12 protein-coding genes and 1 tRNA gene are annotated in these 12713 nt (G+C 59.4%); 3 read left to right on the forward strand and 10 right to left on the reverse strand.

What is annotated here, in order from left to right:
* Positions 1–12 precede the first annotated feature (12 nt).
* A tRNA-Arg gene (locus BLL52_RS00410) sits at positions 13–87 on the forward strand.
* Positions 88–432: 345 nt separating this feature from the next.
* On the opposite strand, the gene fba is transcribed toward BLL52_RS00410, so the two are convergent.
* The 9 genes from fba to BLL52_RS00455 form a co-directional block, all read right to left on the reverse strand.
* The gene (fba, locus tag BLL52_RS00415) at positions 433–1470 is read right to left on the reverse strand and encodes a class II fructose-bisphosphate aldolase (RefSeq protein ID WP_075584774.1); all 1038 of its coding nucleotides are present in this window, start codon (positions 1468–1470) and stop codon (positions 433–435) included.
* A 110-nt stretch (positions 1471–1580) separates the two neighbouring features.
* The gene (locus BLL52_RS00420; RefSeq protein ID WP_075584775.1) at positions 1581–2774 is read right to left on the reverse strand and encodes a phosphoglycerate kinase; all 1194 of its coding nucleotides are present in this window, start codon (positions 2772–2774) and stop codon (positions 1581–1583) included.
* Between the two features lie 2 nt (positions 2775–2776).
* Positions 2777–3787, reverse strand: coding sequence for a type I glyceraldehyde-3-phosphate dehydrogenase (gene gap, locus BLL52_RS00425; protein ID WP_075584776.1), 1011 nt, complete (start codon positions 3785–3787; stop codon positions 2777–2779).
* Between the two features lie 64 nt (positions 3788–3851).
* Positions 3852–4523, reverse strand: coding sequence for an HAD-IA family hydrolase (locus BLL52_RS00430; protein ID WP_075584777.1), 672 nt, complete (start codon positions 4521–4523; stop codon positions 3852–3854).
* A gap of 9 nt (positions 4524–4532) precedes the next feature.
* A complete protein-coding gene (gene tkt / locus BLL52_RS00435) occupies positions 4533–6602 on the reverse strand; it encodes a transketolase (protein ID WP_075584778.1) in 2070 nt (689 codons plus the stop codon).
* Positions 6603–6758: 156 nt separating this feature from the next.
* The gene (locus tag BLL52_RS00440) at positions 6759–7634 is read right to left on the reverse strand and encodes a phosphoribulokinase (protein WP_075584779.1); all 876 of its coding nucleotides are present in this window, start codon (positions 7632–7634) and stop codon (positions 6759–6761) included.
* A 97-nt stretch (positions 7635–7731) separates the two neighbouring features.
* Positions 7732–8835 (reverse strand): class 1 fructose-bisphosphatase, encoded by a 1104-nt coding sequence (locus BLL52_RS00445; RefSeq protein ID WP_075584780.1) that lies wholly within the window; start codon positions 8833–8835, stop codon positions 7732–7734.
* 41 nt (positions 8836–8876) lie between these two features.
* A complete protein-coding gene (gene rpe, locus BLL52_RS00450; RefSeq protein WP_075584781.1) occupies positions 8877–9575 on the reverse strand; it encodes a ribulose-phosphate 3-epimerase in 699 nt (232 codons plus the stop codon).
* Between the two features lie 50 nt (positions 9576–9625).
* A complete protein-coding gene (locus BLL52_RS00455) occupies positions 9626–10354 on the reverse strand; it encodes an HAD-IA family hydrolase (RefSeq protein ID WP_075584782.1) in 729 nt (242 codons plus the stop codon).
* Positions 10355–10494: 140 nt separating this feature from the next.
* Between BLL52_RS00455 and BLL52_RS00460 the strand changes: the two genes are divergently transcribed.
* Positions 10495–11406, forward strand: coding sequence for a LysR family transcriptional regulator (locus tag BLL52_RS00460; protein ID WP_241838934.1), 912 nt, complete (start codon positions 10495–10497; stop codon positions 11404–11406).
* A gap of 126 nt (positions 11407–11532) precedes the next feature.
* On the forward strand, positions 11533–11736 hold the full coding sequence (locus BLL52_RS00465) for a hypothetical protein (RefSeq protein ID WP_075584784.1): 204 nt from the start codon (positions 11533–11535) through the stop codon (positions 11734–11736).
* A gap of 45 nt (positions 11737–11781) precedes the next feature.
* On the opposite strand, the gene BLL52_RS00470 is transcribed toward BLL52_RS00465, so the two are convergent.
* Positions 11782–12549 (reverse strand): ParA family protein, encoded by a 768-nt coding sequence (locus tag BLL52_RS00470; protein WP_075584785.1) that lies wholly within the window; start codon positions 12547–12549, stop codon positions 11782–11784.
* Positions 12550–12713: the final 164 nt, after the last annotated feature.

The raw sequence follows: 12713 nt of genomic DNA on the forward strand, positions 1-12713 counted from the left end.
AATCTCCCGTCCCTCGCCATAGTTCAACGGATAGAACGAGTGCCTCCTAAGTGCTAGATGCAGGTTCGATTCCTGCTGGCGGGACCAAATTCAGAGCAGAAAACAGCGCGTCGAGATGTGTTGAAGGCGGGTGCGAAGGTTGGTGAGCGCAGGCGGGATTCGCGTGGCGAAACAGGCAGCGCGCCACGGCTGGTAGCCAACCATGGCAACAGGTCCATTCGATTCCGTATCCCGCGAGCAAGCCGAAGAACGCCAACCCCAGCCCCTGCCTGGCGCTAGCTCGACCCAGCAAGCGCAGTTACCAAAAGGTTTCAGTACAACCTGAAGACCAAAAATGATAGCTTCTGACGCTTATCCGACAAGGGATAGAGGTCGATTTCTCTCATAAAAAAAGGGCCCGCAGGCCCTTTTTTTGAATGCCAACAAAACCGCTCAAGCGTAGCGGCCAGCCATCACATCTAGGTGAATCGGCTTGATCTTGCTGCCCATGCCGGCACAGCCAAAGGCTTCAAAACGCAGTTTGCAGATGCCCATGGCCGCTTTGCGGGCGGCGATCAGGCTCTTGCGCGGGTCGAACTCGCTGGGGAATTTGGCAAAGCTTTCGCGCATGGCGCCGGTCATGGCCAGGCGGATGTCGGTGTCGATGTTGACCTTGCGCACACCGCTCTGGATGCCGCGCTGGATTTCTTCCACTGGCACGCCGTAGGTTTCTTTCAGATCTCCACCGTATCGGCGGATGATCGCCAGCCACTCTTGCGGCACGCTGCTGGAGCCGTGCATCACCAGGTGGGTGTTGGGGATCTGGGCGTGGATTTGTGCAATGCGGTCAATCGCCAGAATGTCGCCTGTGGGTTTGCGGGTGAATTTGTAGGCGCCGTGGCTGGTGCCAATGGCAATGGCTAGCGCGTCCACACCGGTTTTTTCCACAAAGTCTTTGGCCTGCACCGGGTCGGTCAGCATCTGGTCATGGCTGAGTTTGCCCTCGGCGCCAACGCCGTCTTCTTCGCCAGCTTCACCGGTTTCCAGGCTGCCCAGGCAACCCAACTCACCTTCCACCGACACGCCCACGTAGTGGGACATCTCGCACACGCGCCGGGTGATGTCGACGTTGTATTCGTAACTGGACGGGGTTTTGCCGTCGCCCATCAGGGAGCCGTCCATCATCACGCTGGTGAAGCCTGAGCGGATGGACTGCTGGCACACTGCAGCGGTGGTGCCGTGGTCCTGGTGCATCACCACCGGAATGTCTGGGTAGGTTTCCACTGCCGCCAGCACCATGTGGCGCAGGTAGGCTTCACCGGCGTATTTGCGGGCACCCGCGCTGGCCTGCAGGATCACCGGGCTGTCGGTGGCGGCAGCGGCTTCCATGATGGCCTGGATTTGCTCCAGATTGTTGACGTTGAACGCGGGCACGCCGTAACCGTTTTCAGCGGCGTGGTCGAGCATTTGACGAAGGGATACAAAAGCCATGGTGATCTCCGGATAGTTATATAAGAAATTGGGCTCTAGCCCTTATGGATAAAGCGCGACCAGCTATTTTTAGCATAGCAGACTAATCAGCCTGCTACGCTGTCTGTTCATCAGCCTTCAGCGCGCTTTTGCAAAATCTCAAACGCCGGTAGGGTCTTGCCTTCAAGCACTTCTAGGAAGGCGCCACCGCCAGTGGAGATGTAGCCGATGTCTTTCTCGATGCCGTACTGGGCAATGGCCGCCAGGGTGTCGCCGCCGCCGGCAATGCTGAAAGCGTCGGACTCGGCAATCGCCATGGCAATGGTTTTGGTGCCGTTCTCGAACGCCGGGAACTCAAACACACCCACCGGGCCGTTCCAGACGATGGTGCCAGCCGCCTTGATCTGCTCGGCCAGCTTGGCAGCCGTCACCGGGCCAATGTCCAGAATCAGGTCGTCATCTGCCACGTCGGTGGCGGCTTTCACAGTGGCCACCGCATCGGCAGCAAAGGTTTTGGCACAGACCACGTCAGTCGGGATCGGCACTTCCGCGCCACGCGCCTTCATGGCCGCGATCACGGCGGTGGCTTCGTCAATCAGCGTCGGCTCGGCCAAGCTGTTGCCGATCTTCAGCCCGGCTGCCAGCATGAAGGTGTTGGCAATGCCGCCACCCACAATGAGCTGGTCCACATTTTTCGCCAGTGCTTGCAAGATGCTCAGCTTGGTGCTGACTTTGCTGCCCGCCACGATGGCCACCAGTGGGCGCTTGGGGTTGGCCAGCGCGGTGTGGATGGCGTCCATTTCAGCCGCCAGCAAGGGGCCAGCACAGGCGATTGGGGCAAACTGGGCAATGCCGTAAGTGGTGCCTTCAGCGCGGTGCGCAGTGCCAAAGGCGTCGTGCACAAACACATCGCACAGCGCGGCCAGCTTGTGGGCCAGCTCAGATGCGTTTTTCTTTTCGCCTTTGTTGACACGGCAGTTTTCCAGAATCACCAGTTGACCCGGCTTGACGTCCACACCGTCGACCCAGTTGGCCACCACTGGCACCTCAAAGCCCAGCAGTTCGCCCAGGCGCTTGGCCACCGGGGCCAAAGAGTCTTCGGCTTTGAACTCGCCCTCAGTGGGGCGGCCCAGGTGACTGGTGACCATGACGGCAGCACCGGCATCCAGCGCCATCTTGATACATGGCACGCTGGCGCGGATACGGGTGTCTTCGGTGATGTTGCCGTCCTTGTCCTGCGGCACATTCAGGTCGGCGCGGATAAACACCCGCTTGCCCTTGGCGTCACCATTGGCAATCACATCGGCAAAACGTACTACTTTCATGCTCAGGCTCCTTTGTGCAAAGCGGCTACTCGGGCCATGTCAAGGCACTTGTTGGAGTAGCCCCACTCGTTGTCGTACCAGGCTACCACCTTGACAAAAGTAGTGTCCAGGGCAATGCAGGCGTCTGCGTCAAACACGCTGGTGCAAGGCTCGCCACGGAAGTCGGTGGACACCACTTTGTCGGTGGTGAAACCCAGCACGCCCTTCATGGCGCCTTCAGACTGGGCCTTCATCTCGGCGCAGATCTCGGCCAGGGTGGCAGGGTTATTCAGCTCGCAGGTCAGGTCGACCACGCTCACGTCACTGGTGGGCACACGAAACGACATGCCGGTGAGCTTTTTGTTGAGCTCAGGAATGACCACACCCACCGCCTTGGCGGCACCGGTGCTGCTGGGGATGATGTTTTCCAAAATGCCACGGCCGCCGCGCCAGTCTTTGTTGCTGGGGCCGTCGACGGTTTTTTGCGTGGCGGTGGCCGCGTGGATGGTGGTCATCAGGCCGCGCTTGATGCCCCATTTGTCGTTTAACACCTTGGCCACGGGGGCCAGGCAGTTGGTGGTGCAAGAGGCGTTGCTCAAAATGGCCTCACCAGCGTAGGTGGCATGGTTCACGCCATAGACAAACATCGGGGTGTCGTCCTTGCTGGGGGCCGACAGCAGCACCTTGCGGGCACCGGCGTCAATGTGTTTTTGCGCGGTAACCTTGTCCAGAAACAGGCCGGTGCATTCGATGACCACGTCTGCGCCCACCTCGCCCCACTTCAGGTTGGCCGGGTCGCGCTCTTGCGTCAGGCGAATGCGTTTGCCGTTGACCACCAGGGTGCCCGCGTCGACCGAGATTTCGCCCTTGAAGCGGCCATGCACGCTGTCGTACTTCAGCATGTAGGCCAGGTAATCAGGCTCCAGCAGGTCGTTGATAGCAACGATTTCGATGTCATCAAAGTTTTGCACTGCGGCGCGAAACACCATGCGCCCGATGCGGCCAAAGCCATTGATCCCAATTTTGATGGTCATGTAAATCCCCTAATAAAAAAAGAAAGAAAATAGCCTCTAGACCTTACACCTGTTGCGCAAGCAGCTATGCATTCAGTAGCAAAGAAATATCCTGGATGACGCGGTCTGGTGCGCAGGCTGCAATCGGCTCACCCATGTTGTAGCCATACGGCAGCATCCACACCGGCACGCCCGCCGCGCGCGCCGTCGCCACGTCGATGCTGGAGTCACCCACAAACAGCGCGCGCTCTGGCGCCACGGAAAACCGCTCTAGGCAACTATTGACGCCCACCGGGCTGGGTTTTTTGGTGGCAAAGGTGTCGCCGCTGATGACCATGTCAAACAGGCTGGTGATCTGGTGAACGTCGAGCACCACTTGGGTGTAACGGCTCTCCTTGTTGGTCACCACTACCAGCCGGGCGCGCTGCTCGCGCAGCGCCACCAAGGTCTCGCGCACCTGCGGATACAGGTGGCTGCGGGTGCCGCAGCGCGCGTTATAGGCCATGTTGTACACCGGCACAATCTGATTCAGCAGCGCACTCGCGCGCACGGTCTCCGGGGCGAAGCCGGTGATCTGCGCCAGCGCCTTCACCAGCAATTCCAGCGTGCCGTGGCCAATCCAATCATCCACCTGCTTTTGCGTCACCTCGGGCAAGCTAAAGCGCTGCAAGGCATCGTTGACCGCATCCATGATTTCCGGCGCTGTCTCCACCAGCGTGCCGTCCAGGTCAAACATGACCAGATCAAAACCAGACATAAACCCCCTTTAATTGGTAGATGGAATCACGCTATCGGGCAGCGGCTCGGCGCGCTTGCTGGCGGCGCGGTGCACGATGGTGCGAATGTTTTTCACCACCCGCTCCACGGTGATGCCAAAGTGCTGATACAGCTTGGGCGCTGGGGCCGACTCGCCAAAGGTTGGCATGCCGATCACCACACCATGGCGGCCAACATACTTGCGCCAGAAATCCGGGTGCGCCGCTTCAATCGCCAACGAGGGCGTGTTGTATGGAATCACCTTTTCTTGGTAGGCATTGCTCTGACGGTCAAAGACATTGGTAGAGGGCATCGACACCACGCGGGTCGCAATGCCGTCAGCGGCCAGTTCGGCCTGTGCCTTCATGGCAATTTCCAGCTCGGAACCGGTGGACACGATAACTGCTTGGAAGTTTTCCATGTCGGACAGGATATAGCCGCCCTTACGGATCTTCTCCACCATGCTGACGTCGGTCAGGCGCGGCAGGTTTTGGCGCGACAGGCACAGCGCGCTGGGACCATCCTTGCGCTCCACCGCGCACGCCCAGGCCACAGCGGTTTCCAGGCCGTCGGCCGGGCGCCACACGTCCAGTCCAGGGATGATCCGCAGGCTGGGAATGTGCTCAATGCTTTGGTGCGTGGGGCCGTCTTCGCCCAAACCAATCGAATCATGGGTGAAGACATGGATGACGCGAATCTTCATCAGTGCCGCCATGCGAATCGCATTGCGGCTGTAGTCGCTGAAGGTCAGGAAAGTGCCACCGTAGGGAATGTAGCCACCGTGCAGGGTGATGCCGTTCATGATGGCGGCCATGCCGAACTCGCGCACGCCGTAGCTCAAGTGGTTGCCCCATTTGTCGCGGCCCGCCTTGACGCAACCCTTGAAGTTGGTCAGGTTGGAGCCGGTTAAATCAGCGCTGCCGCCAAAGAACTCGGGCAACAGCGGTGCAATCGCGTCAAGTGCGTTCTGGCTGGATTTGCGGGACGCAAAGGCGGTGGCGTTGGCGGCAATACCTTCGAGCAAACCGGGCAGTTTCTCGGCAAAGTCAGCGGACAGGTCCCCAGCCATGCGGCGGGTGAACTCGGCAGCTTCTGCAGGATAAGCGGCACTGTAGGCGGCAAAACGTGCGTCCCAGGCGTGTTCGGCAGACACACCACGGGCCACGGCGTTCCAGGCGGTGGCAATGTCCGCCGGGATTTCAAACGGTGCCGCCGTCCAGCCCAAGGCTTCGCGGGTGGCGGCCACTTCAGCCGCGCCCAATGCTGCGCCGTGCACGTCATGCGTGCCAGCCTTGTTGGGCGAGCCCATGCCAATGACGGTTTTGCAGCAGATCAGGGTCGGCTTGCCGTTGGCCAGCACAGCTTGTGCTTTGGCGGCTTTGACTGCCGCGTCAATGGCGGCAGGACTGTGGCCGTCTACGGCGGCGATCACGTTCCAGCCATAGGCTTCGAAGCGTTTGGGCGTGTCGTCGGTGAACCAGCCTTCCACATGGCCGTCAATGCTGATGCCGTTGTCGTCATAAAACGCGATCAGCTTGGACAGGCGCAGCGTGCCCGCCAGCGAGCAGGCTTCGTGGCTGATGCCTTCCATCAGGCAGCCGTCGCCCACAAAGGCGTAGGTGAAATGGTCAACGATGGCGTGGTCAGCCTTGTTGAATTCGGCGGCCAGCAGCTTCTCGGCCAAGGCCATGCCTACGGCGTTGGTGACGCCCTGGCCCAGCGGGCCGGTGGTGGTTTCTACGCCGGGGGTCACACCCACTTCGGGGTGGCCAGCAGTTTTGCTGTGCAACTGGCGGAAGTTTTGCAGCTCGCTCATCGGCAGGTCGTAGCCGGTGAGGTGCAGCAACGCGTAAATCAGCATTGAGCCATGGCCATTGGAGAGCACAAATCGGTCGCGGTCGGCCCAATGCGGGTTGGCCGGGTTGTGCTTGAGGTGGCGGTTCCACAGCACTTCGGCAATGTCAGCCATGCCCATAGGTGCGCCAGGGTGGCCGGACTTGGCTTTTTCAACAGCATCAACGGCCAGCATGCGGATGGCATTAGCCATCTGTTTGGCAAATTCAGGAGTGGGTGTTGTCATGATTCGTTATGGGTAAGTTGTGGAGGAGGTCAAGGTCAGGCCCTGCTCTCTCGGCGGGTGCCTAGCCCTCTATCTTAGTCAGTTAAGCGACAGGAAATTCAAATCGGCCGGTGACGCGCGTGGCGCGGTGACACTGGACCAGCCGCTGGCACCGCTTCAGCCTGCCTTCTTCTGACGCTCCATCATGCGCCAGACGAACGGGGTGAAGATGAGTTGCATCGACAGTTCCATCTTGCCGCCGGGGACCACGATGGTGTTGGCGCGGCTCATAAAGCTGCCGTCAATCATGTTGAGCAGGTACTGGAAGTCGATGCCTTTGGGGTTGCTGAAGCGGATGACGACCATGCTCTCGTCAGCACTGGGAATGTCGCGGGCGATAAACGGGTTGCTGGTGTCCACCATCGGCACGCGCTGGAAGTTCACATGGGTGTGCATGAACTGTGGGCAGATGTAGTGCACATAGTCGGGCATGCGGCGCAGGATGGTGTCGGTCACCGCTTCGGTGCTGTAGCCGCGCATCTTCTTGTCGCGGTAAATCTTCTGAATCCACTCCAGATTGATGACCGGCACCACGCCGATCAGCAGATCAGGGTGCTTGGCGATGTTCACCTCGTCGGTGACCACCGCGCCGTGCAGGCCCTCGTAGAAAAGCAGGTCGGTGCCGCTGGGCACGTCTTCCCAGGGCGTGAAGGTGCCAGGGTCCTGCTGGAAAGGAGCGGCTTCCTCCAGGTCGTGCAAGTACTTGCGGCGCTTGCCGGAGCCGCTTTCGGCGTAGCTGGAGAACAGCGACTCCAGTTCGGCAAAAAGGTTGTTCTCGGGGCCGAAGTGGCTGAAGTGCTTGTTACCAGTGGCTTCGGCTTCAGCGGCGGCGACTTTCATCTCCTTGCGATCAAAGCGGTGAAAACTATCGCCTTCGATCACTACAGCGGTGATTTTTTCGCGGCGGAAAATATAGTCGAACGTGCGAGTCACCGAAGTGGTGCCAGCGCCGCTGGAGCCGGTGATGGCGATGATGGGGTGGCGAATGGACATGGTGCGTGTCTCCTGGGATTGTTAAATGGAAAATAGGCTCTTAGCCCTTGATTTCATTGGGCCAACAGCTATTTAATTCGAAGCATTCAAGGGTCGATCAGTCACGGAACAGGCTGCGCTCGGCAAACAGCGGGTTTTTTTCCTCAGCCTTCAGAGGCTCACGGTGGTAGCGCTCAATGCGGTCGACTTCGTTTTTGGAGCCGAACACAAAACCAATGCGCTGGTGCAGGCTGGTGGGCAGCACGTCCAGCATGGGCATCTCGCCAGTGGAGGCGCGGCCACCCGCCTGCTCCATGATCATGCCGACCGGGTTGGCCTCGTACAAAAGACGCAGACGGCCGGGTTTGGATGCATCTTTGGTGTCGCGCGGATACAGGAAAACGCCACCGCGCATCAGAATACGGTGCGCTTCAGCCACCATCGAGGCAATCCAGCGCATATTGAAGTCTTTGCCACGCGCGCCGGTTTTGCCCGCAAGGCACTCGTCCACATAACGGGTCACCGGCGCTTCCCAGAAGCGTGAGTTGGAGGCGTTGATGGCGAACTCATGGGTGTCTTCAGGAATGTGCATCTTCGGGTGGGTCAGCATGAACTCACCCAGATTCGGGTCCAGCGTGAAGCCGTTGACGCCGCCACCCACGGTCAGCACCATCATGGTGGTTGGGCCATATAGCGCGTAGCCAGCCGCCACTTGCTGACTGCCGGACTGGAAAAAGTCGGTATCGACCACATCGCGACCGGAGTCGATCACGTCTTGAGGCGCGCGCAGGATGCTGAAAATACTGCCCACCGACACGTTCACATCGATGTTGCTGGAACCGTCCAGCGGGTCAAACACAATCAGGTAGTTGCCACGCGGGAACAGCTTGGGGATCTGGTAGGGGTCGTCCATCTCTTCAGAGGCCATGCCCGCCAGGTTGCCCGACCACTCGGTGCGACGCATGAACACATCGTTAGAGAGCACATCAAGGGTCTTTTGCGTTTCGCCTTGCACATTGACCGTGCCGCCTTCTTCAGCCGAGTGGTTGCCCATGACACCCGCCAGCTCGCCATAGGCCACCGCCTTGGCAATGCCCTTGCAGGCCAGCGCCACATCCAGAATCAGGGCGTTGAAATCGCCGCTGGCACTGGGGAAACGACGCCGCTCTTCAATCAGAAATTGCGTCAGTGTCGAGCGATTGGAACGTAGGGTCAAAGGCATGAAGAGTCTCCGGAAGGTTTAAATTGTGTAGCGCTAGAGGCTTATTCTGCCAAGGCTGCAGTGCGTAAAGCCTGCATAACGGTTGTGTAGCCACCATCCGCATCTGGGGCGCTGAACACCGCGCTACCTGCCACACAGGTGTCGGCGCCAGCGGCGACGATCTCGGCAATGTTGTCGGTTTTGACGCCGCCATCGACTTCCAGCCAGATCGGCTGGCCGCCCGCAGCCACGTGCGCGTCAATCTTGGCGCGCACCAGACGCAGCTTCGGCAAGGTGCTGGGGATGAACTTCTGCCCACCAAAACCAGGGTTCACGCTCATCAGCAAAATGATGTCGAGCTTGTCCATGACATGGTCAAGCACATCGACCGAGGTGGCCGGATTCAGTACCAGGCCTGCCTTGCAACCCAGCTCGCGAATCATCGACAGGCTGCGGTCAACGTGCTTGGAGGCCTCGGGGTGGAAGGTGATGATGTTGGCGCCGGCCTTGGCAAACAGCGGAATGATCGCGTCCACCGGCTCCACCATCAGATGCACGTCAATCGGAATGCTCACATGCGGACGAATGGCCTCACACACCAGCGGACCAATGGTCAGATTGGGCACGTAATGGTTGTCCATCACGTCAAAGTGCACCAGGTCACAACCAGCGGCCTCGATAGCGCGCACTTCTTCGCCCAGACGGGAAAAATCGGCCGACAAAATCGACGGGGCCAGACGCAAGGTGGGTGTTGAGCTCATGAGGGAAGCCTTCAGAAAAGTTGAGAAACGCGCAAGCGATCGGGTGGGTGTCAGGCCCGCGCAGAATTTTGCCATTCGCGCAACTGGGCCACCGTGACATGGCTCAAGTCAGGCACAACGCGCAACGCACCGCTGAAGTCATGGTGCGAGGTGAAGGCGCTGGGGGTCACGATGGTCTGCAAACCGGCTGCGGTGGCGGCGCGCAGGCCGTTGCTGGAGTCTTCAAAAGCCAGGCAGTGCGCGGCCGGCAGTTGCAGCGCGTCAAGCATCTGCAAATACACCTGCGGATGCGGTTTTTTGATCGGAGCGGTCGACGCATCACCAATGGCGGCGAAGTTCAGCCGCCAGTCCGGACCGATGGCCCGGCGCAGTAAGGCGGCAATATTCACCGGCGAGGTGGTGGTGGCAATGGCCAACTGCAGGCCTTCACTCAGCGCTTCATCCATCAGCTCAAGCACCCCGGGGCGCAAAGCGACTGCGCCAGCGTTGATTGCACTCTCATATGCGGCGGTCTTGAGCTCATGCATGCGGTTGATCCGGTCAGTCAAAGCGTTGGCGTCAAGCTCTTTGACGTCTGGGTTGCGCTGCTTCCAGTAGTGCAGGATGCGCTCCTTGCCGCCAGAGATCTCCAGCAACTGGGTGTAGATCTCGGGCGTCCAGACCCAGTCCAGACCCAACTCGGCAAACGCGTGATTGAACGCCGCCATGTGCACGCTCTCAGTGTCGGCCAGCGTGCCGTCCACATCGAAAATCAAGGCTTGAAGAGCATCAGTGGTCATGTGAAAGTGTCCTTTGTTGAGCGCGTGGGTACCGAAAAATGTGCCGCGTGGGTTGACTTTAATCGGCCTAACTCATAATCTCTAATCACGTTTTATTCAAAAATCATCAGTAACGCCTGATGAGATCAAGGAACACCGCTGTGCGCCCCTACACCATAAAGCAGATCCAGACCTTCATGGAAGTGGCGCGCCAGCGCTCAGTGTCCAAAGCAGCTGAGCGGCTGTTTGTTACCCAGCCAGCGGTGTCAATGCAAATCCGCCAGCTCGAAGACGCTTTTGGTCTGGCGCTGGTGGAGCCGCTGGGGCGCAACATTCAGCTCACCGCAGCTGGCGAGGCGTTTCTGACCTGTGCCGCCAACGCCATGGGGCAGTTCAAAGACCTGGAAGCGCTGATGGCCGAACACGTGGGGCTGAAAAAAGGTCGGCTAGACCTGGCGGTGGTCAGCACCTCCAAATACTTTATCCCGATGCTGTTAGTGCGCTTTACCAAGTTGCACCCCGGCATTGAGGTGAAACTCAATATTGACAACCGCGACAACGTATTGGCATTGATGGTGCGCAACGAGGCCGACCTGGTGGTGATGGGCCGCTCGCCCAGCCACCTAGACTGCGAAGCCTCGGTGTTTGCCACCAACCCGCTTGTGATGGTGGCCCCGCCCGACCACCCGCTGGCGCGGCGCAAAAACCTCCCTTTCAGTGCGCTGGCCGACTACAGCTTTGTGGTGCGCGAAGAGGGCTCGGGCACGCGTGCAGCCATGCATCGCCTGTTTGACGAGCACCACATGCCGGTGAAGATCGCGATGGGGTTGCCCAGCAACGAAACCATCAAACAGGCGGTGATGGCCGGCATGGGTCTGAGCTTTTTGTCCATGCGCACCATCCGCCACGAGCTGGCCGGCGGCTACATTGCCCTGCTGGATGTGCAGGGCTTGCCACAGATGAACCACTGGTATGTGACGCACCTGAAACACAAAAAACTGTCGCCCGCCACGAACGCGTTCAAGGCGTTCCTCTTAGAGCAAGGTGGCGCGCTGATGGATACCTGGAGCTAAGGCGGCGAAGGATTGGTGCAGCAACCGAGGCGGGGTTTTTACCCGGACGTAACCCACCCCGCTTGGAGGTTGTTAGGGTTAACCCTATACTGCACTGCAGCAAATTTGTTCTTGAAGGAAACTAACATGACAAACACAGCACTGCAGCAACCCACTTGGCACACCTTGCGCCTGATGCTGGGCCTGCCCTTTGACCTGGCCCGCGCCAACTACGCCAACGCTGTGCGCTTTGGCTTGCTTGAACACTCTCTTTTGAAGTCGGCACGGTTTGGGCGCGACATCTGCGCCATCGAGCGACTCGCCTTGGGCCCGTGGGCCCGGCGGGTGTAAAACCAGACAGGCAGCTGCCAAACACGGCAGCTGCGCCGTTGCGTCTCAGGCGCGCAACGCGTCGTGCAGCTCGACAAAAGCCAGCGTGATCTTGTGGTTGGGGTCGAGGTAGATCATGGGCAGGCTCTGCTCATGCGACTCGCGGATACGCACCGACGATGGCAAATACGGCTGCAGCACAGGCAGGCCTTGCGCAATCAGCTCGTCCACCATGCGCTGCGGCAGGTTGGCACGCAACTGGAACTGGTTGACGACGATGCCGTCCACCTGCAAGCCGGGGTTGTGGTCAGCGCGGATTTCCTGCACGTTCTCCAGCAGGGTGTAGAGCGCCTGGCGCGAAAAGCTGTCGCAGTCAAACGGGATCAGGCAGCCGGTGGCGCCGATCAGCGCGGCGCGGGTGTAAAAGTTCAGTGCCGGGGCAGTGTCGATGTAAATCCGGTCATAGGTTTCGCCCAGTTGTTGTAACGCCTCGCGCAACTTGTAGATTTTCTGACGCGATTCGAGTTTGACCAGAAGTTCATTGAGTGCTGGGCTGGAGGCCATCAGATCCAGGTTTTCAAATGGCGTCTCCAGCACAAAATCAGTCGCCGGCTTGCTCTTGAAACTGTAGCTCAGGGCGTGCTCAAAGAAGTCTGCAACGGTGGGTTGGTCTTCTGCCGTGACGCAGCCGAGCAGGTAGCTGGTCGAGTTGCCTTGCGGGTCCAGGTCAATCACGAGGGTGCGCAGACCCTGGCTGGCACTGATGGCGGCCAGGTTGCAAGTGATGGTGGACTTGCCAACACCCCCTTTTTGGTTGAACACGACGATGGGCATGAACGGCTCCTTTGAGACTACAAGCTAAGGGACAAATAACGAACGATTGTCTGTGAATCTGTCCGGGGTCTGTCCGGGTCGGGCAGGGTTTCTGGCGAGAACCTGCGCGAGCGTTGCAGCAAGCACCAAAAACCCGCATTCATCAGAAAATCCTGATTTGATTG

Source organism: Rhodoferax antarcticus ANT.BR (assembly GCF_001938565.1).
Classification (GTDB): Bacteria; Pseudomonadota; Gammaproteobacteria; order Burkholderiales; family Burkholderiaceae_C; genus Rhodoferax; species Rhodoferax antarcticus.

Excerpts from the sequence above, each read along its gene's own strand:
- BLL52_RS00465 (WP_075584784.1), top strand. The coding sequence starts at position 11,533 with ATGACAAACACAGCACTGCAGCAACCCACTTGGCACACCTTGCGCCTG.
- BLL52_RS00420 (WP_075584775.1), bottom strand. The coding sequence starts at position 2,774 with ATGAAAGTAGTACGTTTTGCCGATGTGATTGCCAATGGTGACGCCAAG.
- tkt (WP_075584778.1), bottom strand. The coding sequence starts at position 6,602 with ATGACAACACCCACTCCTGAATTTGCCAAACAGATGGCTAATGCCATC.
- BLL52_RS00470 (WP_075584785.1), bottom strand. The coding sequence starts at position 12,549 with ATGCCCATCGTCGTGTTCAACCAAAAAGGGGGTGTTGGCAAGTCCACC.
- BLL52_RS00455 (WP_075584782.1), bottom strand. The coding sequence starts at position 10,354 with ATGACCACTGATGCTCTTCAAGCCTTGATTTTCGATGTGGACGGCACG.
- rpe (WP_075584781.1), bottom strand. The coding sequence starts at position 9,575 with ATGAGCTCAACACCCACCTTGCGTCTGGCCCCGTCGATTTTGTCGGCC.
- BLL52_RS00440 (WP_075584779.1), bottom strand. The coding sequence starts at position 7,634 with ATGTCCATTCGCCACCCCATCATCGCCATCACCGGCTCCAGCGGCGCT.
- BLL52_RS00430 (WP_075584777.1), bottom strand. The coding sequence starts at position 4,523 with ATGTCTGGTTTTGATCTGGTCATGTTTGACCTGGACGGCACGCTGGTG.
- BLL52_RS00445 (WP_075584780.1), bottom strand. The coding sequence starts at position 8,835 with ATGCCTTTGACCCTACGTTCCAATCGCTCGACACTGACGCAATTTCTG.
- fba (WP_075584774.1), bottom strand. The coding sequence starts at position 1,470 with ATGGCTTTTGTATCCCTTCGTCAAATGCTCGACCACGCCGCTGAAAAC.
- gap (WP_075584776.1), bottom strand. The coding sequence starts at position 3,787 with ATGACCATCAAAATTGGGATCAATGGCTTTGGCCGCATCGGGCGCATG.